Genomic DNA, 26634 nt, shown 5'->3' on the forward strand with positions numbered 1-26634 from the left:
ATATGAAAAAAAGATTGAAAATAGCTACAATTGGAGGGGGATCATCGTATACTCCTGAGATTATAGAGGGATTTATAAAAAGAGCACAGGAACTTCCAATTGAAGAGATAGCCCTTGTGGATATAGAGGATGGAAAAGAGAAGCTAGAGATAGTTGGAAATTTAGCTAGAAGAATGGTAGCAGCAGCAGGATTAGATTGGAAAATAACACTAACTTTAGATAGAAGAGAGGCTTTAAAAGGTGCTGACTTTGTAACAACTCAGCTTCGTGTAGGACTTTTAGATGCTAGAATAAAAGATGAAAGAATTCCACTATCACTTGGGATGATGGGACAAGAAACAAATGGTGTTGGAGGTATGGCAAAAGCTCTTAGAACAATACCTGTAATTTTAGATATATGTAAAGATATAGAGGAGCTATGCCCAGAGGCTTGGCTTATAAACTTTACAAACCCTAGTGGAATGGTAACAGAGGCAGTTTTAAACAACACAAAGGTAAAGTGTATAGGTCTTTGTAATGTTCCTGTGGGAATGATGAAAGCTGTTGAAGAGGTTTTAGGAAGCGATGACTTTATATTCCACGCTGTGGGATTAAATCACTATGTATGGGGAAAACATATATATTTTAAAGGTCGTGATGTAGTAAAAGAGATACTGCCTAAGCTTATGCTTTCAGAGAAGTTCAATCCTAAAAACATTGATGCAACTCCATGGATACCAGAGCAGATAGAGGAGATTGGAATGATGCCATGTCCATATCATAAATACTACTATATGAGAGGGGATATGCTAAAAAAACAGCTAAAGGATTATGAGGGACATAAAACTAGAGCTGAATTTGTAAAAGAGGTAGAGGATAAACTTTTCCAAATATATAAAGATGAAAACTTAAGTGAAAAACCTAAAGAGTTAGAGAGTAGAGGTGGAGCTTACTACTCAGAAGCTGCATGTGAACTGATCTCATCAATATACAACAATAAAAAAAGTTTAATGGTTGTAAACGTTTTAAATAATGGTATAATAAAATCACTATCAGATGACAGTGTTATTGAAACAACAGCATATATAACAAGTTCAGGAGCTATTCCACTATCTAGTTCGCAGTTATCGCTGTCAGCTCAGGGAGAGGTAGCTTTACTTAAAACTTTTGAAAAGTTAGTTATAGATGCAGCTATAAATTGTGATTATGGAAAAGCACTGCAAGCTCTTACTATAAATCCACTAGTTAACAGCGGAACTTTAGCAAAGCAAGCACTAGATATGGTGATAGAGCAGAATAAAAAATATTTAAAAGGTTGGTAATATGTTTTTTTTAAAAGTTGAAGGAATAGAGGATGAGTTAACTAAAAGTGAAAAAAAGCTAGTGGAGTATATAAAAGAAAATCTAGTGTTAGTAAAAAAATACAATGTTATGGACTTAGCAGATAAATCTGGAGTCAGTGCTCCATCTATAATAAGATTGGCTAAAAAACTTGGATACAGTGGATTTTTAGATATGAAAATAGATTTGAATAAAAGTCGAGACTACTTAGCTGAAGATAACACATTTTTAGAGAAACTTTTAGATAGTTTCAAAGATAAAATCTTTGCTCTACCTCCAACAGTAACTTTAGAAAACATCTTAGTAATTGCTAAATACATAAAAAATAGTGATAGAGTTATGCTTATTTGTGAAGGAGAGTTTCTCAATTTAGAGAGATTTGTGTACTCAAAACTTTTAACAACAGGAAAAAATATATTTTTAAACTTAGGTGAAGAGAGCAGTTTAAAAGTTATTGAAACCTTTAAAAAAGATGATGTTGTTTTAGTTTTAAGTGGAACTATATCTAAATCAGTTAGAAATATATTTGAAAGTAATAAAGATAAGGGATTAAACACTATATTTATAGGAGAGAGATTAAAAAATGATGATCGAGCTCTTTTAGATGTAGATTTAGATCTACAGCTATCAATAGAGGATAGTTACTTTATCTATGCTTTAATATTAGAGAATATATTAAATTTAATATAAAAAACTGCAAGCTAATCTTGCAGTTTTTTTATTTTTAATAGATAATTTTATCTCTCCCGCTATTTTTAGCAGTATATAATTTTTCATCAGCTTTAGATACTGATGAATAAAAAGATGTTCTATCCTTAATATCGGCGTGGAAAACTCCAAAAGAAGCTGTAATTTTATGATTTTCAATAAGGTCTAAATCTCTAATTAACTTTTGAAGAAAATAAACTTGATTTAATAACTCATCTTGGCCAATATCTCTAAAAATAATTAGAAACTCTTCACCACCCCATCTAAAAGGATAGATATTTTTATTGGCAATTAATTTTATACAGTTACTAACACCCTTTAAAACAAAATCTCCTTTATCATGTCCAAATTTATCGTTTATATTTTTAAAATGATCTATATCAAGAAGTACAACACCACAATTATTTATAGGAAACTTCATCTCTTCTTGTAAGTAATATCTATTGTAAAGAGCTGTCAAAGGTTCTCTTAAAAGTAGTTTGCTTTTAATCTTATTTAGCATTTTTAAAGAGTTTAACTCTTTATTTAACTTTTCTTTTTTATTGATATAAAAAACAGAGAAAAGAATAAATATAAGTAGAAAAATCTCCTTTAAATTTACTAAATGAAATAGATTCTCCTTTTCAATTAGGATTTTATAGTTGGTTTTTTCCAAAGGAAAAACATAGTAATCTTTAATGTTTTCAACAACTTTAGCTGCATCTTTTTCAGTTGAGTAAATAACTTGAAATTCAGAGTCAATTATAGTGGTGTTTAAATTTAGAGTTCTTTTTAAACGCCTACTATTTTTAGCAAAAAAATCTCTGTTAAAATCAAAATACCAAAGAGATCTTAGCTTTTGGGCATTGTTAAAGTATTCATAGTTGGGAAATATAATTGTAAACATCTCTTTGTTATGAACTTTATCAACATATAGATTGTGAAGAGCAAACTCAGTGTTGTTTCTAGAGATAGTTCTTTTATCTTTGAAAACAGCTAAACTTAAAGCACTAGTTTTTAAAACATTGACCCAAGTTTGACTAAAGTCATCTGTATATATAACTTTTCTATCGTGGGCAAAGGATCTAATGTTGTTGTGAACAATATATAAAAGAGAGTTATCAAGCTTAGAGTTAAGATTATCCTTGGCCTCTTTTAAGTTGTAAAAACTAAACTGATTAGGGTAAGAAACTATATTTTTAAAATATACTCCAGTTCCGTCAATATTAAAGTATGTCATATTCTCGTCAATTTTATATCCAGAAAAAGGTAACTCCTTTTTAGTTGCGTGTAGGAAATCAATTTCATTTCGTAACATTTGAATATCTCTATTAAAATGTATATTAAAAGCCTCAACTGCTGAATTAATCTCATTAAATAGATGACTTTTATTAATTGAAGTTGAAAGAAAAAATAGACCAACTAAAAAGATGTAAAATATTTTAAAAATCATATTTTTTTGACCTCCATAGTAAATTCCTCTTTAGAGATTGGTTTACTAAAGTAGTAGCCCTGAACACAATCAACATTTAAAGATTTTAAGAAATCTAGTTGCTTTTTAGTTTCAATTCCTTCAGATACAATTTTAAAATTTAAATCTTTAATAAGGGTAGTTAGATTTTTATAGACAATCTCTCCCTTAGTGTTATTTATATCTATTGAATCTAGAAGAGATTTATCAAATTTAACAATATCTATAGGTAAAAGAGGTAGTAGACCAGCGGTAGAGTGTCCAGCAGTAAAATCATCTAAAGATATTTGAACTCCAAGGGTTTTCAAAGCTTTAAGCTTAGTTACTAAATCTTTCATATCTAAAACAAAAATTGATTCTGTAATCTCAACCTCTATATATTTTCCAGGAACTTTAAAATAACTAAGTAAACCGGCAATAATAGTTATAAGATCATCTCTTTTAAAAGTCTTCATAGATATATTAAAAGAGATTCTAAAATTATCTGATGGAATGCTATTGCTTTCTATTAAAGATTTAATAAAAACAATACAGTCCTTTGCAATTTTATAATCAACTTTATGGATAAAGTTATATTTCTCAGCTATGGGAATAAACTCAAAAGGACCAATAAATCCAAGCTCAGGAGAGTTATATCTAGCAAGAGCTTCAGCTCCTATGAGTTTTTCATTTTTTAAGCAGAATTTAGGTTGATACATAGGATAGATTCCTCTAATATCCTCTTTTAAAAGAGAGAGAATAGAAGATTCTCTATTCATTCTTTCAATAAATTTTTCATCAGCTACTTTATAAAAACTAGTTTTATTTTTCTTAGTTTCAAGCATAGCTAAATCTGAATATTTAAAGCTAGTGGCTAAAGAACTTTTAGAATCCTTATAACTTAGCCCTAAATTAAATGTAATATTGTATTTTAATAGAGTAGGACAGTAATCTCTAAATCTCTTTAATTTATTTATTATGCTTTCAGAGTTCTCAAAAGAGAAACCATAAAATTCATCTCCAGAGATTCTAAATATATATGAATCAATAAAGCTATTTTTTAAAAAGTTAGCAAACTCTTTTAAAATAACATCTCCAAACTCATGTCCAAGGGAGTCGTTTATATTTTTAAAGTTATTTAAATCTATAACAAAAGTACATCCTGATAAGGTGTTTTGTTCACTGCAAAATTTATCGAATATAAATCTATTAGGAAGCTCTGTTAAAGAGTCTTTAAGGAGGGTTTTTTTATTTAAACGCTCTCTATATAGATATGTTGAGACAGCTAAAATTATAAATATAAATAAAACAGAGAAAAATACAAGAAGGTTTTGAATCTCTTTATTTTTTAAATATATAGCTTTATCTTCAAACTCTTTTTCTAAGCTAGAGATATCCTCTAATTTTTGTAGATCAATAAAGTATTTAAAAGCTTTATCAATAACACCTCTTAAAATCTTATCCTCTTTATTAAACATTAAGTTTATAGGGATTGTTTCAAAGGGAATAATATTATATTTGTTAGAATCGAAATCCTCTTTATTTGTTACTAAAAGATTTCCAATTTTCCTAGAATCAAGAGCTTTAACCATATCGTTAAAATCATCAAAAACAGTTATATTATCATCAACATCATATCTTCTTGCAATATGCTCCTCTACGCTATCTTTTAAAACTCCAATACTTCCAGAAGATGATGGGGAGTTATCTAAATTAATTACATAGACACCAATCTCATAGATTTTTTTAGAGAATATAAAGTCTTTGCTACGCTCTTTTGTTTTAGAAAGTAGCATAGTGTCAAACTGTTTACTTCTTAAATTATCAGGAGTTTGACAAGTGTTAGTGGTAACATCAATAAATTGTATATTAAGTTTTTTTAAAACTTTAAAAATATTTGGCGCTATTCCTTTATAAAGCCCATCAATTTTAGATTTGTAAGAAACTAAAGAGTGAGTTCTATTCTCATAAGCCACCTTAATAGGAGGAAGAGTCTCTAAATACTTTTTCTCCTCAGAGGTTAAAGATGTATAGAAGTTATTATAGGCTAAAGTTTTATTTAAAGAGTCTACCTCCTCTAAAAACACAGCTCTAAAATGTTTATTTAAAGCCTCATTTACCAGAGGGATAAGAGCCTTATATCTATGAGAAAAAGCCATTGTAACTCCAGAGGAGTGACTTATTCTAACTCCATAATTAGGTTTATAAAGAGCTGGGTTAGTTGTCAATATAAGCTTATTTTTATAGTTATTTAAATTATCAACAGGTATGGGATAACTGTATAGATCGTTGTTATCTAAAATAGCTTTTAAAATATTATTGTATGACCTCATATGTGGTGTGTATATAACCTTATTTTCTAGATCTCCCAAAGAGTTTATTTTTTCTTCTTGAGAAACAACATAAAGCTCTTCAGAGAAAATACTATCACTAAAATCAAGGTGAGCATCATATATACTATTTTTAGGGATAAGAGCAACTCCATCAACCTCTTTATCTTCTAAAGTTTTTTCTAAATTTTTATAAGAGATTGTTTTAAAAGTAACATTTAGTTGCATGTAATCTTTAAAAAATCTTTTAACAGTTTCATTTAAAGATGGGACATTTGGATAACTTAAATTATAAAAAGGTTCATCAAGTAAAGCAATGGTGATCTTTTCTTTTTTTAAGGTGTCAAGAATCTCTCTTTCTTTTAAGGTCTTAGGGATATAGACTTGGCTAAAGGCCGCATTAAAAAGCACAAAAAAAACAATGACAAACAATCGGTAAATCATTTTAAATCTCCTTCATTAATATCTTGATATATAATCATGTTTTTTCCAGAGCTTTTAGCTTTGTAAAGTCTTTTATCACATTCAACATATGTATTTTTGGTAGCCTTGGAAAAACCTCCACTTATAGTAACGGTAATATGATGTTTCCAGTGGATATTCTCCACACTTTTACGAATATATTCACAGCTTTCCATGGCGAAAGCTTCGTTTAAATGAGTAAAGATAATGGCAAACTCCTCTCCTCCAACTCTATATATAGTTATCTCTTTATTCTCTATGGTTTTAAGAATTTTACCAATTGTAATTAAAACCTCATCACCAAAGTCATGTCCAAACTTATCATTTATTCTTTTAAAGTTATCAATATCAAAGAGTAACATAGAGTATTTCTCATTTTTAAGAGAGTTTATATCATTGTTAAAAGCCAATCTATTTCCAATATCAGTTAAAGCATCAATTTTAGCTTTTTTACTTAAATATTGAGATCTTTTATATGAAACTCCTAAAATAACAAATATAGCTAAAAACAAAAGAGCTATGTTTCTATAAAGTCTCTCATTTTCCCGAGCAAAACGCTCATGTTCTATATTTTCAATGAGATATAAACTAAAAACTTTGTTGTTAGTGAAGTTAATTTTATCAAGATAAGTTTCATAATCAATAGACAATTTTCTATATCTATCAAAATCTTTTATTTCAAAATAGTAATTAAAAAGTTGTTTAAAAGCTAGTTTTAAAAATACTATATCTCCATTGAGCTTTGCTTTTTCAATAAAATCTTCAAGAACAGTTGGTGAAAAATGTTGTGTATCATATCTTAAGTAGTAACCTTGTAAAGCAATCATATGAAAAGTTTTTAAATCTGTAAAATAAATTTTGGTTAAGTTATTTAATTCAAAATTAGCCTTATCAATAGAGGCTTTTACTATTTTAGGATTATTTAACTCAGTATATATTCGAGCATTAATAAGCTCTTTAAGGACAACTACATTTTTTTGATAATCAATAGGTTCACTATTTAAATTAGGAATACTATCTAAAGCATCTAATGCGTTGTCATATTCTTTTAAAAAATAATAGTTTTCAGCTAAGTAAAGATAAAGGGATGTCTTTAATCTTAATATTTCAGGAAATTCTTTATCTTCTAAGTTAATTTCAGTTAAAATTTTAATAGAGGTTTCATATCCTCCAAGACTGCTGAAAATAGCTCCAAGGGCGATTTTAGCTCTAGCAATATCATACTGTGAATTCAATTCTTCAGCTAAATTGTAGTAATCCATAGTAATTTTAATGGCATTAGCAATATTTCCACTAGAAGCATCTAAGACTCTAAGTTTATTTAAGAGATATAATCTTGCCTCTGGGGATAAATTATCGCTATTTAAAAGTTGTTTTAAGATAAATGCCCCTAAATTACGTTCAGAGATTGAGTTTAAAAGAACTCGATTATTCTCTGCAATCTCTTTATATCTATGTGGATATTCACTCTTTGGAATCTTATTAAACTCATCTAGAACTTTTTTTTCTAAAGGAGTAAGATTATTAAAATCAACATAGTTAGTATATAGCGTAATTTTATTTAAAAAAGAGGCTTCTCTCTCTTTTTCTTTTTTATTTCTAATTACTAAGAAAAAAATTAAAGAAAAAGTCAGAAACGTCATAGATAAAATAACGAAAATATTGTAAGATTTTTTTTTCATATACAGCTAAAACTCCTTTTAGATTTAAGATAATAGATTAGATTAGTATAACATAAATTCTTAAAATAAAAAAGCCCTCTAAACCTTTTAGAGAGCTTTATAAAACACTACTTTTTAAAGTATTGAGAGTAAAGAATTTTATCCTCTCCCACTGTGCTATCATGTTTTATAACGATATATATATCATCAATTGAACCATCAGTATTTATATTATTTAAAATCTCCTGAGCAACTTTATCAAAGTTTAACTTTGGAGTTGAAAATCCTTCAAGTTCAACTTCTATATTCATATTGTTGTTAACAATTGTAACATCATAATCAGCATTTTTTAAAGTAGAAGACATTCTAACTTTTAAGTGATCCTCTAAACGGTCCTCTAAAATATCAGAAGGTGAATCCTTAGCAAAAGATAGTGCAGAAATTAAAGTCATTAAAAGTAAAAATTTTTTCATGTTGATAATCTCCTTTAAATAAATTTTATTTTATGGCTTATAATAACGTACAAATATCTCTTTTATATCTCTTTTTTTAAAACAATGAAAAAACTTACTCCAAAGTTGGTATTTCTAACGCCATATTGAAATCCATGGGCATCTAAAATTTCAGAGGAGATATAAAGTCCAAGTCCTCGTCCCTCACTATTAGAAGAGAAAAATTTGTTCCAAATTTTATTTAAATCATTTTCATCAATATGGATGCCATCATTTTCTAAAAATAGTGTAACAGTATTTTCTTGCTCTTCCACATAGATTCGTATCTCTTTTTTAGCATATTCTAGTGCATTTTTTAAGATATTTAAAATAACCTGTTCTAGTTTTTCTCGATCTCCTAAAATATAGATATCTTTCCACAAAAATGAGATTATATTTTTATTTAATAGCTTTTGCTCATTTTCAAATATTTTTAAAGAAAGTTCGATTAAAGAGGTAAGATTAAATCTTGTTATATCTAAACTAATACCCTCCTGATAAAAAGCGTTGTCCTCTAAAAGAGTGTTTGCCATTTTTAAAATTCTTTTACTCTCTTCGTTTATAATTTTAATCTCATCGTTAGGTTCATCCTCTAAAAGAAGATCACTAAAGCCAATTATAGCTGAAAGAGGGGTTTTAACCTCGTGCATAAATAACTTTATGCTCTCCTCTAAACGTATTTGAGCTTCCTTGTTTTTAGAGATTTTCCCCTTATAGAGATCAATAATATTTTCTAATTTTTCACTCATTTTAAAAATGTCTTTGTATAGAGTTCCAATTTCATCCTTTCCTTTGTAATCAATCTCTTTAATAAAATTAAGATTTGCTATCTTTTCACTTATTTCAGAGATATTAACAATGGGTTTAACAATTATTCTCTCTAATATAATTCCTATAAAGATAGTGAAAAGAACAATTAAAATACCCTTTAAATAGAAATAAAGTCTTAAAGATGGAAAGATATCATTGATATTTTCATAGGAGTAAAAAATAACAACTTTGTATCCACACTTTTCAAGTGTGATAAGTTGAAACTCATCATCTCCATCAACATCTTTATAAACCTCTTTTTGGGGCTTTAAAACATCTATAGTTAAAAGTGATTCTAAAAAATCATCTCCTAAATTTGATTGAGTATAGGGGGTATTTACCTTTTGTACTCTTCCATTTATATTGTAGATTTTTTCAGATGTATAACTAAACTTATAGTCCTCAAAAGTTTGGTTGTTTTTTATTAAAACAGTTGGGAGATAGTAGTTATCTAAAACTTTAATAGCTGTTATCTCCACTAAATCTTTATTCTCAATTTTTAAAGGTGTGTTAGAATATAAGTTATCTAAAAAGGCATCTAATAAAACATAAGCTTCTCCGTCTTTTGTGTCCACTTTAACAAAATAGAAGTTTTCTAAGTTTTCAATTTTATCATCTTTATAGATCATAACTAAAGCATTTTGATTTTTTTCATAGTCTTTAAGTTTATCAAAATCAATTTTATTATTAGAGATGAAATCTATCTTTTCAAGTTGTAAAACTTTACTGTATCTAAAATATTTTTCAAAGTAGATATCTCCTAAAAGATCCTCTAGAAAAAGTGAAACTAAAAGTGCCACAGATAAAATTATAATAAGTTTATTTCGTAGTCTCATATTAAACCTCAAATTTATAGCCAAGAGCTTTAACAGTTTTTATAAACCTATTACAATCTCCTAGTCTATCACGAAGTTTAGCTATATGTTTATCAACAACTCTATCATTTCCATAAAAATCATAACCCCAAATAGCATCTAAAATCTGCTCTCTAGTTTTTATAGTACCTCTATTTTCCTCTAGATAAAATAGCAGTTCACGCTCTTTAGTAGGAAGATGTATCTCTTTATTATTGATGAAAACACCTCTACTAGATTTAATTAAAGTTAGATTTTCATATACAGTTGGCTTGCATGACTTTTGTTCAAATCTTTTCACCATAGATAGAAGAAGTGCTTTAGAAAAAGGTTTTGTAAGATAGCCATCAGCTCCATTTTCATAAGCTAAAACTTGGCTTCTTTCATCAGAAAGAGCAGTTATAAATACCACTGGAGTTTCAGAAAATTTACGTAAATTTTTAATAAACTCCATGCCATCCATCTTAGGCATCATAATATCTAAAAGTATGACAGTGTACTTAGTACTTCCACTAACTTTTTCTAAAGCTACCTCTCCATTTTCAGCTTCCTCTACAGAGAAGCCCTCTTTTTCTAAAATTTTTCTTGTAAGTTTTCGCAAACTCTCAGTATCTTCAACTATTAATATCATAATTTCTTTTTTTCATCTCCCGAAGTTTTAAGTACTTAACACTTGTATAAAGAGCACTAAAAATTGAAAGAGCAAGCCCTTCAACACCATCTAAAAATCCCAATCTAAAAACATACATTCTAAGGAACTTAAAAATAGGATTTAAAACGATATTGAAAAATCCAGCACTTTTATTTTTTTTAAAAGCAACAGCAGCCCCTTCAGTTGTATATCTATTAAATTTATGAAGATAATCTTGATAATCCTCATAGGTATAGTGATCAATTCTATTTTTTAATTCACCGATCTCATCACCTGTTAAAAACTGTTCATGAACCTCATCTAAGGAGTAGTGTCCACTAGTTTTTTTAAAAAGTCTAACTCTAGAGCTACCGCTCCATCCACCAAAATGTATTCGTTTTCCAAAACAAACAGAGTTAAAAGGTATCTTATAAACATAAAAGTCACCATGTTCCATAACATCTTTAATCTCTTTTACAAGTTCCGGTATAACCACTTCATCAGCATCTATAAGTAGTATCCAATCCTTTGTACATCTTTCAATAACATTGTTTTTTTGTTTTCCGTATCCTGGCCAAGGTATCTGATACACCTTAGCTCCAAAAGACTCTGCTATTTCCACAGTTTTATCAGAACTAAAACTATCAATAACGACAATCTCATCTGCCAGTCCCTCAATAGCTTTTAAAGTTCTTCCTAATCTTAACTCTTCGTTAAACGTTATTAGCCCCACTGACAACATCTAAAAATCCCTCCTGTCTTACCTTGTAAATCATTATGAAAGTAGTTGATAGATTCTCCCTAATAGGTAGTTTCTACAAATTAATAAGTTTAATTTAAACTTTAGTGGAGAGAATACTCTAAGCTCAACTCTTCTAATATTTTCTAAATCTAATTTTAAACTGTTAGTTCCCTTACGAGTAGTTACAAACCCCTTTATTCCAGCTCCTTTTAAAATAGCTATAAACTCTGGAGATCTATGTCCCCAAGGCCAACAGAAAAAGTTTGGTCTGTGTCCTGTATGCTCATCAATAAGGGAGATATTAGTATTTAAATCGTTTAAAACTCTAGCTTTAGCATCATCTAAAGTTTCAAAAATAAGATCTTTATGTAGCTCATTATTTATAAACTCTTGAATAGCCTTTATATTGTTTTTACTCTCTTGAGATAGATTTTCATAGTAATTTTTAAATTTTTTAGCAGCTTCTATAGGAACAATAACTCCTGCGCTAGAAAACTCTCCTCTTTTACCAAAAATAGGAAATCCAATTTCAGCTTTTCCTTGGTAAAGGTGCTGAATATCTCTATCTAAAAGATCATCACTAGTTACAACTCTATCAAAGGATGTATTTACAAAAATAGGCATATGTCTATGAGAGTGCAGTTCAATATCAAAAACTCCAGATTCACTCATCTCCTCAATCTCTTTCCAGCTAAGGTATTTAAACTCTCTACTATTCTCATCTTCAATATAAGCTGTATTAAGATATAAAGTAGCTTTCATCTTGTACTTTTTTAATAGTGGAAAAGCGTTTTTATAGTTATCATAGTAACCATCATCAAAAGTTAGTGCCACACTATTTTTAGGTAACTTACCATTTTTTTCCATAGCTTCTAATATCTCTTTATTGGTCATTGTTCTCATATTTAAAAACCAGATATTTTTAAGATGTTCCTCAAACCAATGAGTGGGAACTCCAGCTTCTCCAATGTGATGATATAAAAACCATGGGTTTCCTTTTTTGTTGTAATACACACATGCAATTAAAAAAACATATATTAAAAACTCCATAAAAACCTCCTAAATACTAGAATCTAACTATTATACATTAAAAAAGTATATCATATTTTTTACAATTCTGCATCTCTTTAGGTTCAAATAAGGGAGAAAGGTAGATAATTCTTTTTTTATTGAAAAAATATTTTGACAAATAATTTTTTTAATGTTATATTACTTTTGAAATTAATTTGCAAGCGCTTGCAAAAATATAAAATGTTTTAAAACAAAATATAAGTTACGGAAATAAACAAAAAAGGGGAGAATATGGAAAATATAAAGCATATGAGTGAACTATCATTACCAAAGCGTCTTTTGGCATATTTAGTAATTTTAGTAGGGTATTTCTTTTACTGTTATAACTTTGTAGTTATTGATTATGTAAGACCATTTTTAGTTCAATATTATGGAATAACTTTAGGACAAACAGCACTATTTTACACTGCACAATCTATAGGAGCACTAATTGGAGCTTTAAGTTGTGCATGGTTCGCAGAAAATTTTGGAAGAAAGAAAGTTTTAATTTTAATAACTTTACTTAATGGAGGAGCTACTTTAGTAAATCTTTCAAGTAGATCATTTGAAACTTGGATGATTATGAGATTTATAATTGGAATCTCTTTAGGTGGATATTTTACAGTTGCAGTAACGGTTATGGTAGGACTATTTACAGCAAAAGTAAGAGCAAAAGTTACTGCATTTGCATCTAGTTTATTTTCAATAGCTTTAATAATTATGGGAGCTTACGGAGCTTTATTAGGGGAAAGCAATTGGGAGATGCTTATGGTAATTGGAGGACTTCCACCAGTAATTGCAGCTATAGCTATGATCTTTTTGGTACCAAGTGAAAAGAAATATATTCCTTTTGGTAGTGAAAAAGAGGGAGATAATGAGACTAAAGCTGAAGAGGAAAAGAAAGGTAGCTGGAAAGAGATGTTCTCTGGAAAGTTAGCAAAGATATCTATAACGTGTATCTTATTATCTGGTTTAAATTTTATAGGTTACCAGTTCTTTAGTGGATTTGTTACAGTTTATTTAAGAGAAGTTAGAAACTTTGATGCAAAAACAATGGGAATATTATTCTCAGCAGCTTCTTCAGGATCTTTAGTAGGAGCTTATGTATGGGGATTTGTAGCAGATAAATTTGGAAGAAAAGTAAATGCCTTTGGATTTATACTGTCATCAATAATGATAGGTCTGTATTTTGTGGCACCAAGTAATGTAACAATACTTTCAATTTGTGGATTTGTTTACGGAATTGGATTAGCTTCAAGTGCAATTTGGGGAGGATACTTTACAGAGCTATTCCCAAGACATTTAAAAACAATGGGAGCGTCACTATTCCACGGTGGAAGAATAATAGCGTTATTTGCACCAAGTATTGTTGTAGCAGTTAGAAATGCTACATCACTACAAACAGCAATGTGGGGAGCACCTATATTATTTACAATAGCAGCAATACTTTGGTTAACACTACCTGAAACTCTTGAAACAGGAGTTTTATATAAAAAAGAAAACTAAAAACTAAGAGATAAAAAGGAAAGGTAACGATTATGTCTAAATATCAAGAAATAAAGAAATTAGTAAGAGAATATTTTGATGCAATGGAAAATGCAACACCAGAAACAGTTGAAGAGGTTATAAAGCAATACACAGGTGAAAACTACCAGTGGAGAGGAGTTTATCCTTTTAGAGAGCAAGATGGAGCAACTGCAACTGCAGAAGTTTTCTGGAAACCATTAATGACTTCAATAAAGCACCTTCAAAGAAGACAAGACGTTTTCATTGCTGGAACAAATGAAGTTGAAAGTGATGAGCAGTGGGTTATGTCAATGGGACACTTCATGGGATTATTTGATGAAGAGTATTTAGGAATTAGACCTACAGGAAAGATGATAAATTTAAGATATGCTGAGTTTTCATGCGTAGAAAATGGTAAAATAGTAAAAACTGGATTATTCGTTGATTTATTAGGATTAATGGATCAAGCTGGAGTTTATCCATTACCACCATCAACTGGAAAATATTTTGTATATCCAGGACCAAGAAATCACGATGGATTACTGTTTGAAGATGCTGCACCAGAAGAGGGGGTAAAAACTTTAGCTCTTGTTAATAAAATGGTTGAAGATCTATCAGCATTAAATAGAAGTGGAGCTATGGGAATAACTCCAGATGTATTAGAGCCATCATGGTCTAAGAATATGATATGGTATGGACCTGCAGGAGTAGGAGCAAGCTATACTATACCAAGATATATAGCTCAGCATTCACTTCCATTTAGAAGTAGTCTAACAGATAAGGTGTTTAATGGACATGTATGTAGATTTGCTGAAGGAAACTTCTCTTGTTTCTTTGGATGGCCAAACTTATCTAACACACCAATTGGTGGATGGTTAGGATTGCCAGGCGGAAAAGTAAAAGCAGACATGCAAGTTGTAGATGTTTACTATAGAGATGGAGATAAACTATCTGAAAACTGGGTATTAATTGATATTCCATTCTGGTTAAAGCAACAAGGGTTAGATGTATTTGAAAGAACAGCAAATATTTTAAATCCGAAGTTTTAATTAAAAATTTAAAAAATCATATTTTAGATAATTTCATTTAGCGCAGTTTTTTAACTGCGCTAACCCTATTTTAGAAGGAGGTTAGATGACAAATTTAGATTGGGGAGTTTTAATATTTTATTTTATGTTTACAATAGGTTTAGGAGTTATTATAGGTAAAAAAACTACAGATATTTCAGAGTTTTTTTCAGGGGGAAGAGAGTTTAAATGGTGGGCTATAGGGCTTTCTGTAATGGCTACTCAAATTAGTGCAATAACATTTATTGGTGCTCCAGGGTGGGCTTATGAACAAGGTTTAAAGCCACTTGTTTTAAATTTAAATATCCCAATAGTTATGTGGATATTAAGTGCAACATTTATCCCATTTTTTTATAATTTAGAGATAATCTCTGTTTATGAATATATTGAAAAAAGATTTGGAAAGAAAATGAGACTGTTATTAGTCTTTACATATATTATAAAAATGTTAGTTGTAGTTGGATCAATAGTTTATGTACCCTCTTTAATCCTTTCAAAGATTACAGGGTTATCTATAAATATGACAATAGCTTTAATTGTTATAGTTTCAATATTTTATACAGTACTTGGAGGAATTCAAACTGTTATTTGGACAGATGTATTTCAAATGTTAGCTCTTTGGATTGGAATTGTAATTTCAATTATAACGGTATTTAAAGTTACACCTTATAGTTTAAGTGAAATATTTCAAATGTCAAAAGAGAGTGGAAAGTTAATGTCTTTGGATTTTAATACTAACTTAAAAGCTGCAAATACTTTTTGGGCTGGACTTTTTGGAGGGGGAATACTACACATAGCTTATTTTGGAGTAGATCAAACTCAGGTTCAAAGGGTATTAACAGCAAAATCTTTAGATAATACAAAATATTCACTTTGGTTTAGTGGAGTATTTTCAGTTATACAGATGTTTCTATTTTTAATAATAGGAGTTGTTCTTTTTGTTTTTTATAAAGGTCAAACATTTAATAATGCCAATGAGGTTTATATAAAATTTGCACTTGAAGAGATTCCAAAAGGGTACTTAGGAGTCATAATAGCGGCAGTTTTCGCAGCAACAATGAGTAGTATAGATTCGTCACTAAACTCAATGACAACAGTTTTCATGAAAGATATATATGAAGTTCATTTTCAAGAAAAAATAAAAACTTTATCAGAGATAAATGTAACTAGAATAATTACAGGTATTTTTGGGATAGTAATAGCTTATTTTGCTTTTAACGTATCAGCATCAAATAGCTCTGTTTTAGAGATAATAAGTAAGTATGGATCATATCTATTAGGTGCCATGTTAGGAGTGTTTTCTCTTGGTATGTTCACAACAAAAGCAGATGAAAGAGGAGTTCTTATAGGATTTATACTTGGAATTTTAGGAACAGCTTTTATATCATATAGATTTAATATTTTTTGGATGTGGAATAACTTAGTTGGATTTTTAATAACAATTGTAATAGGATATATTTTAAGTTTTAGTGATGATAACTACCAAGAAGAAAAAAGAAGATATATAATGAAAAAGATGTATTTTGAAAAGAGTTCATCTATATTATTAATTTACTTTATTTTTTTAGTTCTAGTTCTTTACTTTTTAAATATATAGAACTATAATTTAAAGAAAAATAAGAGTAAGGTGTGTAAGTATGACATTAAAAGATATAGCGAAAATTGTAGATTTAAGTGAATCTACAGTTTCAAGAGCATTAAATAATAATCCAAATATAGCAAAAAAAACAAGAGAACTTGTTATGAAAGTTGCAAAAGAGCATAACTTTGTAATAAATCCACATGCTAGAAGTTTAGCTACTAAAAGAAGTCATCGTATTGGGATAATATTTCCAAATGATTTCTATGAATTTAATAAAAGAGATTTCTTTTCTCAACTTGAAAAGCATTTTTTACTAAATTCAGAAAAATTTCAATATGAGATACTTATTATAAGAGCTAAATCTTTAGAAAAAACAATAAAAAGTGGAAATGTAGATGGTCTTATAATAGTTAATAGAGATATTAGTAAAAGTGATTTAGAGGTTTTAAAAAAATATAAAGTACCTCATACTTTTGTGGCTTATAAACCAACTGTTTTAGAGGAAAATACCTGTGTTTTTAAAAGTGATAACTTAGATTGTGGTTATAGTGTGGCTAAATTATTGCATGATCAAGGGTGTTATAATTTGCTGACAATAACATCTAATAATGAAAATTTAACAGATTACAAGGATAGAACTACAGGTTTTTATAATTATTTAGAAGAAAATGATTTGTTGAGATATGAAGTCCACGTTCATAAATGTGGTATGACTTTTGAAGATGGAAGAGATTTACTTTTAAATAATCTAGATTTTTTAAAAACATACGATGGTATTTATTGCCAACAAGATAAAGTTGCTTTAGGGATATTAAGTTTAATTGAAAAATATGATATTAAGATACCACAAGATTTGAAAATAGTAGGACATGATAATTTAGAGTTAATTGATTATTTTTACCCTAAGCTAACAACTATTAAGGAAAATTTTGAGGTAATAACTTTAGAGGCTTTAAAATACCTAATTGATATTATAGAGGAAAAAGAGGAAAAAAAGGTACAATCAGTATTTGAAAGTATAATAATTAAAAGAGAAACAACGTAATTTTTTATATTTTTATTTAAAAAATGTATTCATAACGCACTTTTTAATGTATAATAATGTATTGTAAATACATTTTTTAATAGGAGTGAAGATATGGAAAGAAAAATGAAAACCAATCTTATAAATTGGAAGAATAGTAATAATCGTAAACCTTTAATTATAGATGGAGCTAGACAAGTTGGGAAAACATATATAGCTTTATCTTTTGGAAAAGAGTTTTATAAAAATAGTGTTTACTTTAATTTTGAAAATTCCACTGAACTTCAAAAAATTTTTGATAAAGATTTAGAACCTGAAAGAATAATAAAAGAGCTTGCAATATTTGTAGGACAAACAATTTTAAAAGAGGATACCCTAATAATTTTTGATGAAATTCAAGCTTGTGAAAGAGCTTTAACATCACTAAAATACTTCTGTGAAAATGAACCTAATTATCATATAATAGCAGCAGGAAGTTTATTAGGAGTTGCTTTAAATAGAGAAAAATATTCATTTCCAGTGGGAAAAGTAGATATGATAAAAATGTTTCCATTAGACTTTGAAGAATTTTTATGGGCTTTAGATAGAAAGGATTTATCTGAAGCTATAAAAGATCACTATGAAAGCAATGAGATGTTTAATCTTCATGAAATAGCAATGGATTATTATAAAAAATATTTGGTTATTGGAGGAATGCCTAGAGTTATCTTAGATTACTTAGAAACAGATGACTTTAACTTTGTTTTGGCATCTCAAAAAACAATAAATGATTCCTATATAGCTGATATGGCAAAATATGCTACTCCAATGGAGACAATAAAAATTTTAAACGCATTTAATACAATTCCCAGTCAATTAGCTAAGGAAAATAAAAAATTTCAATATAAACTTATAAAAACAGGAGCTAGAGCTCATGAATATGAAGTGCCTATAGAATGGTTAATTTCATCTGGTATAGTTAATAGATGTACTAAGATTAATGAAGGGAAACTTCCATTAAAAGCTTACTCTGAACCATCGTCGTTTAAATTATATTTAGGAGATACAGGACTGTTATGTTCAAAGTTAGAGATTCCAGCTAATCTTATAATAAGTGGAAATAGTAAGTTCAATGAATTTAAAGGAGCTTTAACAGAAAACTATGTTTGTGTTGCTTTATCATCAAGTAACTATAGCTTATACTATTTAGAAAGAAATCAAAATATGGAGATAGATTTTGTAATTCAAGATAAAGAAGGAAATATTATTCCTATTGAAGTTAAAGCTAGTGAAAATGTAAGAGCAAACAGTTTAAATAGTTTTATAAAAAAATATAATCCAGTATATTCTATAAGAGTTTCTGGTAAAAATTTTGGATTTGAAAATAATATAAAAAGTGTTCCTTTATACGCAGCATTTTGTATATAATTGATAAAAATGTCCAAGCAAAAAGCCCACAGATATTCTGTGGGCTTTTTACTATTTAAGGGGGGACTTAAAATTTATATCCAACACCTAATGCTAGGTAGTTGTTATCTCTTTTTCCAAACTCTTTTCCAATTTCAAAAGTAACTTTAAAGTCTTTAATCTCTGTAGAGATTCCAGTATTTATAACTAGACTTTCATTTTCTAAATTGTCACTATCTAAACTGTATTTAACTTTATCTCTTAAAAGAGACATGTTTTGTTTTTTGTTCAAATCTCCTAATTCATAAGAGTAGATTACATTTGAATATAGATTTACAAATTCAAAGTTTTTACCAACTTTAAATCCAACACTTGGTAAAATAGAGAAATAGCTTTCATCCTGAACTGTTACCCCTAACTCTCCAGCATTTTTCTCACTAAACTTTTCATATTTTCCATAACCTAAATTTAACCCAAGAGTAGGTTTGATATATAACGATTCTCCATAAACTTTACTAATCTCTCCGTTAGCTCCTAAAGTATATGAGTTATACTTAGCTTTGGCTTTTTTATCAAAGTTATCAATCTCCCTATTAGTTTCATGGAAATTATACTCTCCATTTAGTCCAAGTTTTATATCAAAACTATCAGTTGTTAATTTTTTATAAACTCCTGTGTGAATAGATTGAATAGATCCTTTTGATCCTTCGTTATATTTTAAGTTACTATTTTCATATCCAATAGTAGCATAGATATCATTTTCGAACTTTTTAGTTCCTACAAATCCCTCTGATGTAGCTTTATATCCAGAGATCTCCCCTTTATCTTTAACTGATGATTTATCACCAAAGAAGTTAAAATTATAACTAAAATCATTTAGATTTTCTATTAACTTTCCATCCTCTTTAATAAATCTATCTTGAATATCAAATATCTGTCTAGGAAGGTTAGCATAAAGATCTCCTGATAGATCTTTTACAACTTTTTTAACCTCATTAACATCATTAGATTTAGATATTTTATCAACAACTAACTTTTCATCATTAGATAAAATTTTATCATCCTCATCTAAATACTCATCAAAAGATTCATTTAATGATTCAAACTCTTTAACTTCATATATTTCTTTAATAGTAGTTTCATTTCTAGAAACTATCATATCAACATTTCCAGATCTATTAAATCTAAGATTAGAGTTATAAAAAAGTGATACTGGTTTAGAATTTTCAGCTTTAGTTACTTCAATTTTTGGAGCAGAGAAAACATCTTTATAAGTGATCTCTTTCTTAGTGCTATCAATAAGATCCTTAGATGCAACTACATCTCCATCTATTCTTAAACTTCTTTTAGCTCTAACTCTAGAGATGTCTCCAGAAGCTTCTTTTCCAACAACAAATTTACCTTTATCCTCTGTTTTTATCTCAATTTTATCTTCTCCAAGTATTTTACCTTTGTTAACATATGTACCATTGTTAGAAGCCCAAATAGCTATTTTATGTGGGTTTGAATCTCCAAATATAATCTCTCCTTCGTTGACAATAGTACTAATTTCATATTTGTCAGAGTTTGCTCCAACGTTTCCAGCGTACATACCAATAGATTCTCCATTTAGTATAATTTTACCTTTGTTTATAACTTTGCTTCCATTTGTAGCACTCATAGCAAAAGCATTTTGTCCGTTGATTTTAATAGTACCAGTTGTTTCGTTTATTCCAACAGCACCTTCAGTTACGCTGATTCCGTGAGAATATGGTCCAGTAACGTCAATTGTACCTTCATTTATAACTTTAATATTTTCACCGTCACCTCTCATACCATTGCTGTCTTCACCTTCAGTTTTAATAGTTCCCTTATTAGTAAGAGTTATATTTTTACCATTGGCAACCATACCAGCACTGTGTCTTCCGCTTACATTGATATTTTTATTATTTAATAACTCATCTGTCACTGTAGAATCTTTTGGAGTAGTTATACTCATACCTTGAATATACATAGATGAAACAGCTGTTGGATTTAAACGGTGGAAGTCATTATAATGAATATCTATATATCCATCGTTAACTAAAGTAGCTTTTTCTTCAACGTCATCCTTTTCCATATATTTGATAGCTTCCATACCAATAAGGCTAGCAAAGTATAAGCCCTCTTTATTTTCAATACCATTTAATACAATTTCACCAGTATTTATAGCATTAATCTCTTCTCCATGATATGAACGATTAGACATTGCACTAATAGCAGAACCAGTTCCATTTAAACTACCGATGTTATGTATTTTTCCACCATAGATTCCTTTCATTAAACTCATATCTGTATTGGGATCTATTTGAGTACCATTTATAGTTCCGTGGTTAACTCCAAGGGAGTTTTTTCCCACTGATAATACTCCAGTGGCATACTTAGCATTGATGTTAATAACTCCATTAAGCTCATTTGTAGCTATTTTACCATCAAGAGCTACAACTCCGACTTCTCCCTCGCTATCAAGAGAGATATTTTTATCATTTTTAGTTGGAGGCTCAGGCATTGGAGGAAAGTCTTCAATTTGTGAGTTGTCTTCACTTTCTAAGATGTTATCTTGTTCAGAACTATCAACATGCTCTACATTTTCTTTTGAAGTGGGTACAATTATAGGTAAAATAGGAGCAGCAATGTCAGTTGTAGGTTTAGAGACATTTATAGTTGGCTTTGATGGCGTAGCTGTCGGGGAGTAGCTACTACCACCTCCACCTCCTCCACTGCCGCATGCTGTGACAAGTGAAGCTAATATTCCCAAAAATAGATATTTTTTATTATAAATTTTCATTAAAATAATCCTCCTAAATTTTAAAGCTTATACGTAGCACCAAAAGATACTATATAGTTGCTATTTTTTATACCTGCTAAATTTTTAATTCCACTGATTTTTTCTCCATCTTCAGTTATGAAATCAGTAGTAGATTTTTTATTTTGAAATTGTTTTGAATATTCAAAACTTCCATTTATATCAATAGATTCTGTAATAGTATATGTAGCAGCAAGTTTAAAGGCTAAGTTTTTAACATCCTTATAATTCTCTTTAGCTTCCATAGGACCTCTTTCAAGGTGTTTATCCTTAGCTTTAGCTTTTCCATAGAAACTGCCTTTAATTTCTAAATCTAAAACTAGCTTTTCATACTTGTATGAAGCTGCATAACCTATATACGGTGTGAAAAACTTCTGTGAATATTCAATACTTTTTTTAGAAAAGTTACCTTTATATATAGAAGTTGTTCCATCTAACTTATAGTTATATTGATCTCCACCTTTGGCGTAAAACTTAAAGTAATCATATTTAAATCCTAAGATAGGTCCAGATTTAAAGTTTTCATTGTGATAAAACCAGTATTTAACCTTTGTATCAAACATTAAAAGATCATCTAGATAGTTTTTGTTATCGCTAAAGTTTGAAAGTTTTCCAGCACTATCTTCACTGTCCTCTGATGAATACCAGTCGTAATCCTTCATATGTCCACTAGATGTAGAGTTAAAGTTTTTCTTAAGATTCATTCCAAGCTCTATATTATTAAATGTGTGTGTGTAATTAAGTATAAAAACAGGAATATTTTTAATCTTCCAATCTAAGGAACTAACCTTTTCTCCTGTTTCAGGGACATAGACATACTCTTTAGCACTACCATTAACAGTTCCTAAAGAGAAGTTAAAGGTCTCGTTAGATTGTGCAAAGATTCCAGTAGAGGCAAAAGTAAGCAGAAATAAGAGTTCTTTTTTAATCATAACCCCCCCTTAAATTTTATAGTTATTTTCTTTCAAGTATATTTTAGTATACAGAATACAAAAATTATTTTTTCTAACACGAACTACTAAAAATAACACATCAAAATTTAAAAAATATGGATAAAATAAAAAAACCACTTAAAATTAATTAAGTGGTTTATAGCTTCTCTATAATATTTTCAAAAATCTCTCTAGGGACTTTTCCTTTTAGTCTTCTTAAAAATTCATCTTTGTTATGTTTAAAAAACTTTACATGACGATAATCCTCTAGGTCAAGAACATAGATCTCGTTGTCTTTAACCATAAAATTATCTAAACTTAAATCTCCACAGTAAATACTGTTATCTATTAGAGTTATTACCAATGTTGTAAATTTATTTATGATATCTTTATCAGTGGGATTGTTTTTTATAAACTCCTCTAAAGAGATTCCCTTTATATTCTTAGTTTCTACAGAATAGTTTAAATGCTTAACTACTGTGGGAGTCTTTATATTTAAAGAGTTTAAAAAAGTTGAAATGTAATAAAAATTTTCACCGGGATATTTTCTTAATCTAAAAAAATATTTAATTCTGCTACTTATCTTAGGAGTAAATTTTTTTATAAATATATCACGATTTTTATCATAAAAAACTGAACTTCTAGGGTGGGTGACTATTGTTTCCATACAACCTCCAATAAATAATAAAAAGTACGTTTATTATAGCATAAATTTCTTAAAATATAAAAAAAATAGTCAAAATGTGTTATAATTAAAATAAAATAGATAGTTTAGTGAGGGGAATATGATTCGAAAATTAAATAGAGTTATCCAAGATTTTCTGCGGCCAATAAGATTGAATTTAGGTAGAAAACTTTGGGACAGAAAAACTGAGAAGCATCTAGAACTAATAAAAGATAATAGAGTTGACATGAGTAGAGTAAAGTCTATTCTTTTTTTACGTTATGATGGGAAAATAGGGGATATGGTTATAAACACTCTTATGTTTAGGGAGATACAAAAGAGATATCCAGAGGTTAAAATAGGGGTTGTAAGTAGAGGAGCAGCTACAGATATAATAAAGTTTAATCCCCATGTGAAAGTTATCTACAACTATAAAAAAGGCAAGGAAAGTGAGTTAGCAAATGAGATTGCTAAAGAAAACTATGATGTCCTTGTAGATTTTTCTGAGATGTTAAGAGTTAATCAAATGAAGTTTATAAATCTTTGTAAAGCTAAGATAAATATAGGGTTAGATAAAGATGGATGGAATCTATTTGATTTAAGTTATAGAAAAGATAGTAGAAAGCATATAACAGATATGTATAAAAATGTATTAGGAGTTCTAGGAATAGAAAATCCAGATTTAAGTTATGAAATATATACAGGAATAGTTGTAAAAGATGAGATAAAAAGACGTCTTCGTGAACTTGGAAATCCAGAGAGTTTTACAATACTTAACCCTTATGCAGCTAGTAAACATAGAAGTTTTAATGTGGAGAAAATTTTAGAGATAAGTAGCAAGATCTTAAAAGATACAAAAGGTATGCTTCTTTTTATAGGTGAACCTAGTAAAAAGCAGGAGATAGAGGAGATTATAGATGCTTTAGGAGATACAGGAAGGGTAAAATATCCAACTCTTTCTGGAATTTTAGAAGTTGTAGAGTTAATAAAACACGCTGATTATGTGATAACACCAGATACATCAATTGTCCATATAGCAGCGGCGTTTAAAAAACCAATGACAGCAGTTTATAGAGCAGATAGTGAAGAGGATACAAACTCGGAGTTATGGGCTCCTAATTATAAAGAGGCTAAACAAATTTTTTCTATGGATTTAAATAAAAAGATAGGAGAAGAAACTGATATTAATCTATTTAATATAGATGAGATTTAGAAAGAGGGATGAAGTTTGAAGAAAAAAATAGGGATTTGTACAGGAAATATCTCTGTAGGGGGTCAGGAGAAAATGCTTATTGAGTTTTTAAAAGTATTGTCTCCAGAAAAATATGATTTAGAACTTTTTATTGAAGAAAATAAGGGAGAAAAGAATTTTTTTCAAAAAGATATTCCAAATTATGTAAATTATAGATTTTTAACATCTAAAAGTATTATGAATAGAATTGAAAAAAATAAGAGTAGTAAAAATCCTCTTAGAAAGTTGTTATACTCAATAGATCTTATAAGAAAAAAAGAGATAGCCATTAGAAAACTCTCTAGATTAGTAGAGGATAAAGAGATAATAATAGACTATAATTTGGGACTATTAAGAAAAATTGATCGATTGGATCTAGAAAATAAGAAAGTAGTAGGATGGTCTCACGCTGGAGAGGGCGGAGTTTTAAAAAATAAGAGAAAACATAGAAATATGGCTAAATACAATAGTATAGTTTCAGTTAATAATGAGATGAAAAAAGGCTATGAAAAAAATTATTCACATTTAAATATTAAAATGAAAACTATAGAAAACTTTATAGATGAAAAAAATATTTTAAAACTAAGCGAAGAGAGTATTGAAGAAAAAAATCTAGGACAGTATATTCTATCAGTGGGATCTCTAACAGAGAATAAGAATTTTTTAGCTTTAATAAAGGGCTATAAAAAGTTTTTAGATAAAAGTGAAAGTACATTAAATCTTGTTATAATTGGAGATGGAAAAGAGAAAGATAACCTAGAGAGAACTATCAAGAGATTAAATCTAGAGGATAGAGTTTTTTTATTAGGAAGTAAAGGAAATCCATATCCATATATAAAAAGTTGTGAGTACTATGTTCAAAGCTCAAAAGCAGAATCTTTTTCTTTAGTTTTAGCTGAAGCTATGGTTTTTGGAAAAGTTGTTATATCTAAAGAGAATATTGGTTCAAAAAGAGTTTTAAATAATGGAGAGAATGGTATTTTAATAAAAAGTGTAGAAAGAGATTTAGAAAAGATACTTTTAAAGCTTATAAGAGATAGAGGATTTAAAAGTATGTATGAAAAAAAATCTAAAGAGGGTGGAAAAGAGTTTTTTAGAGGCCCAGCAAAAGAGAGAATAGAGGAGTTTATAGATAGCTTATGATGAAAATAGGAAAACATGGAGATATCCCAATTTTAATGTATCATCAATTTGTTGAAAAGGCAGAGGATGGAGGAAAAATAAAGCTTTTTGTAACCAGAAAAGTTTTTGAACTACATCTTATGATTTTAAAATTTTTAGGATATGAAACAATAACTTTTAGAGATTTAGAAAAAATAGGTTTAGAGAAGAGAAGAGAAAAAAAGTATATAATAATAACAGTTGATGATGGATATAAGGATAACTATACAATTCTTTACCCAGTACTTAAAAAGTTTAATATGAAAGCTGTAATATATTATGTGACAGGAGTTAATTATAATACTTGGACAGCTGATGATATGGGAGAGAAAAGATTTGATCTAATGTCAGAAAAAGAGGTGCAAGAGCTTCACAAAAGTGGCCTAATAGAGTTTGGAGGACATACTTTAACTCACCCTAGTATGGTAAAATTATCAGATGAGGATTTGAAAAAAGAGATTGAAAATAATAAAAGAGATATTGAAAAAATAATAGGGGAGAGGTTAGTAAGTTTTGCATATCCCTATGGGCATAACTCTAAAAGAATACAAAAAGCTGTGGAACTTGCAGGATATAAATATGCAGTTTCAACAGATAGTGGAACAGGATTTATAGATGAAAACTTATATGATATTAGAAGAACGGCAATAGATAAAACTTCATTAGTTGACTTTTTAAGAAAAATATCACCAAAGTATCTACCATATAAGTATAAAAAAAGAGGAAATAAGGAGTTTGTAGATACTTATTTATAAACTCAGGGAGTGAT

The 26634-nt window shown here is 28.9% G+C and carries 21 protein-coding genes; 10 read left to right on the forward strand and 11 right to left on the reverse strand.

All coding sequences use genetic code 11. The features are described from left to right. The first annotated feature begins 2 nt into the window (after nt 1-2). Together NON08_RS05995 and NON08_RS06000 are read left to right on the forward strand one after the other, a co-directional pair. On the forward strand, nt 3-1301 hold the full coding sequence (locus tag NON08_RS05995) for a 6-phospho-beta-glucosidase (RefSeq protein ID WP_256690529.1): 1299 nt from the start codon (nt 3-5) through the stop codon (nt 1299-1301). 1 nt (nt 1302) lies between these two features. Next, on the forward strand, nt 1303-2010 hold the full coding sequence (locus NON08_RS06000) for a MurR/RpiR family transcriptional regulator (RefSeq protein WP_256690530.1): 708 nt from the start codon (nt 1303-1305) through the stop codon (nt 2008-2010). A gap of 34 nt (nt 2011-2044) precedes the next feature. Here NON08_RS06000 and NON08_RS06005 read toward each other — a convergent pair whose 3' ends face one another. The 8 genes from NON08_RS06005 to NON08_RS06040 all read right to left on the reverse strand — a co-directional run bounded on the left by NON08_RS06005 (nt 2045) and on the right by NON08_RS06040 (nt 12488). After that, nucleotides 2045-3460, reverse strand: a complete 1416-nt coding sequence (locus NON08_RS06005; RefSeq protein ID WP_256690531.1) for a GGDEF domain-containing protein — start codon at nt 3458-3460, stop codon at nt 2045-2047. Further along, nucleotides 3457-6231 (reverse strand): EAL domain-containing protein, encoded by a 2775-nt coding sequence (locus NON08_RS06010; protein ID WP_256690532.1) that lies wholly within the window; start codon nt 6229-6231, stop codon nt 3457-3459. Before NON08_RS06010 ends, NON08_RS06005 begins: the two co-directional genes overlap by 4 nt. Next, on the reverse strand, nt 6228-7931 hold the full coding sequence (locus NON08_RS06015; RefSeq protein WP_256690533.1) for a GGDEF domain-containing protein: 1704 nt from the start codon (nt 7929-7931) through the stop codon (nt 6228-6230). Before NON08_RS06015 ends, NON08_RS06010 begins: the two co-directional genes overlap by 4 nt. Before the next feature lie 107 nt (nt 7932-8038). Next, nucleotides 8039-8383 carry a hypothetical protein gene (locus NON08_RS06020; protein WP_256690534.1) on the reverse strand — a complete coding sequence of 115 codons (345 nt, stop codon included), beginning with the start codon at nt 8381-8383 and terminating at the stop codon, nt 8039-8041. A gap of 62 nt (nt 8384-8445) precedes the next feature. Continuing rightward, a complete protein-coding gene (locus NON08_RS06025; protein ID WP_256690535.1) occupies nt 8446-10047 on the reverse strand; it encodes a sensor histidine kinase in 1602 nt (533 codons plus the stop codon). Nucleotide 10048: 1 nt separating this feature from the next. Beyond that, a complete protein-coding gene (locus NON08_RS06030) occupies nt 10049-10696 on the reverse strand; it encodes a response regulator transcription factor (protein WP_256690536.1) in 648 nt (215 codons plus the stop codon). After that, entirely contained in the window at nt 10680-11438 is a 759-nt protein-coding gene (locus NON08_RS06035) for a glycosyltransferase family 2 protein (protein ID WP_256690537.1), read from the reverse strand. Before NON08_RS06035 ends, NON08_RS06030 begins: the two co-directional genes overlap by 17 nt. A 33-nt stretch (nt 11439-11471) precedes the next feature. Beyond that, the gene (locus NON08_RS06040) at nt 11472-12488 is read right to left on the reverse strand and encodes a polysaccharide deacetylase family protein (RefSeq protein ID WP_256690538.1); all 1017 of its coding nucleotides are present in this window, start codon (nt 12486-12488) and stop codon (nt 11472-11474) included. A gap of 252 nt (nt 12489-12740) precedes the next feature. Here NON08_RS06040 and NON08_RS06045 point away from each other — a divergent pair, with 252 nt between their 5' ends. The 5 genes from NON08_RS06045 to NON08_RS06065 all read left to right on the forward strand — a co-directional run bounded on the left by NON08_RS06045 (nt 12741) and on the right by NON08_RS06065 (nt 19074). Next, nucleotides 12741-13994 (forward strand): MFS transporter, encoded by a 1254-nt coding sequence (locus NON08_RS06045; RefSeq protein WP_256690539.1) that lies wholly within the window; start codon nt 12741-12743, stop codon nt 13992-13994. Between the two features lie 32 nt (nt 13995-14026). Then, the gene (locus tag NON08_RS06050) at nt 14027-15043 is read left to right on the forward strand and encodes an ester cyclase (protein WP_256690540.1); all 1017 of its coding nucleotides are present in this window, start codon (nt 14027-14029) and stop codon (nt 15041-15043) included. A gap of 85 nt (nt 15044-15128) precedes the next feature. Beyond that, nucleotides 15129-16658 carry a sodium:solute symporter family transporter gene (locus NON08_RS06055; RefSeq protein WP_256690541.1) on the forward strand — a complete coding sequence of 510 codons (1530 nt, stop codon included), beginning with the start codon at nt 15129-15131 and terminating at the stop codon, nt 16656-16658. Between the two features lie 40 nt (nt 16659-16698). Beyond that, on the forward strand, nt 16699-17688 hold the full coding sequence (locus NON08_RS06060) for a LacI family DNA-binding transcriptional regulator (protein ID WP_256690542.1): 990 nt from the start codon (nt 16699-16701) through the stop codon (nt 17686-17688). Nucleotides 17689-17781: 93 nt separating this feature from the next. Next, nucleotides 17782-19074, forward strand: a complete 1293-nt coding sequence (locus tag NON08_RS06065) for an ATP-binding protein (RefSeq protein WP_256690543.1) — start codon at nt 17782-17784, stop codon at nt 19072-19074. A 67-nt stretch (nt 19075-19141) separates the two neighbouring features. Here the strand turns inward: NON08_RS06065 and NON08_RS06070 are convergent, their stop codons facing one another. The 3 genes from NON08_RS06070 to NON08_RS06080 all read right to left on the reverse strand — a co-directional run bounded on the left by NON08_RS06070 (nt 19142) and on the right by NON08_RS06080 (nt 23476). Next, entirely contained in the window at nt 19142-21859 is a 2718-nt protein-coding gene (locus NON08_RS06070; RefSeq protein ID WP_256690544.1) for an autotransporter domain-containing protein, read from the reverse strand. A 20-nt stretch (nt 21860-21879) separates the two neighbouring features. Continuing rightward, entirely contained in the window at nt 21880-22809 is a 930-nt protein-coding gene (locus NON08_RS06075) for an omptin family outer membrane protease (RefSeq protein WP_256690545.1), read from the reverse strand. 157 nt (nt 22810-22966) lie between these two features. After that, complete coding sequence (locus NON08_RS06080) at nt 22967-23476, reverse strand: Mn2+dependent serine/threonine protein kinase (RefSeq protein WP_256690546.1); 510 nt, start codon at nt 23474-23476, stop codon at nt 22967-22969. A gap of 118 nt (nt 23477-23594) precedes the next feature. On the opposite strand from NON08_RS06080, the gene NON08_RS06085 reads away from it, so the two are divergent. The 3 genes from NON08_RS06085 to NON08_RS06095 are packed head-to-tail and all read left to right on the forward strand — an operon-like array spanning nt 23595 to nt 26620. Further along, a complete protein-coding gene (locus NON08_RS06085) occupies nt 23595-24686 on the forward strand; it encodes a glycosyltransferase family 9 protein (protein WP_256690547.1) in 1092 nt (363 codons plus the stop codon). Nucleotides 24687-24701: 15 nt separating this feature from the next. Next, entirely contained in the window at nt 24702-25847 is a 1146-nt protein-coding gene (locus NON08_RS06090) for a glycosyltransferase (RefSeq protein WP_256690548.1), read from the forward strand. Next, nucleotides 25844-26620 (forward strand): polysaccharide deacetylase family protein, encoded by a 777-nt coding sequence (locus NON08_RS06095; protein ID WP_256690549.1) that lies wholly within the window; start codon nt 25844-25846, stop codon nt 26618-26620. Before NON08_RS06090 ends, NON08_RS06095 begins: the two co-directional genes overlap by 4 nt. Nucleotides 26621-26634 lie beyond the last annotated feature (14 nt).

The sequence above is a fragment of the Cetobacterium sp. NK01 genome, assembly GCF_024506395.1.
Lineage (GTDB): Bacteria > Fusobacteriota > Fusobacteriia > Fusobacteriales > Fusobacteriaceae > Cetobacterium_A > Cetobacterium_A somerae_A.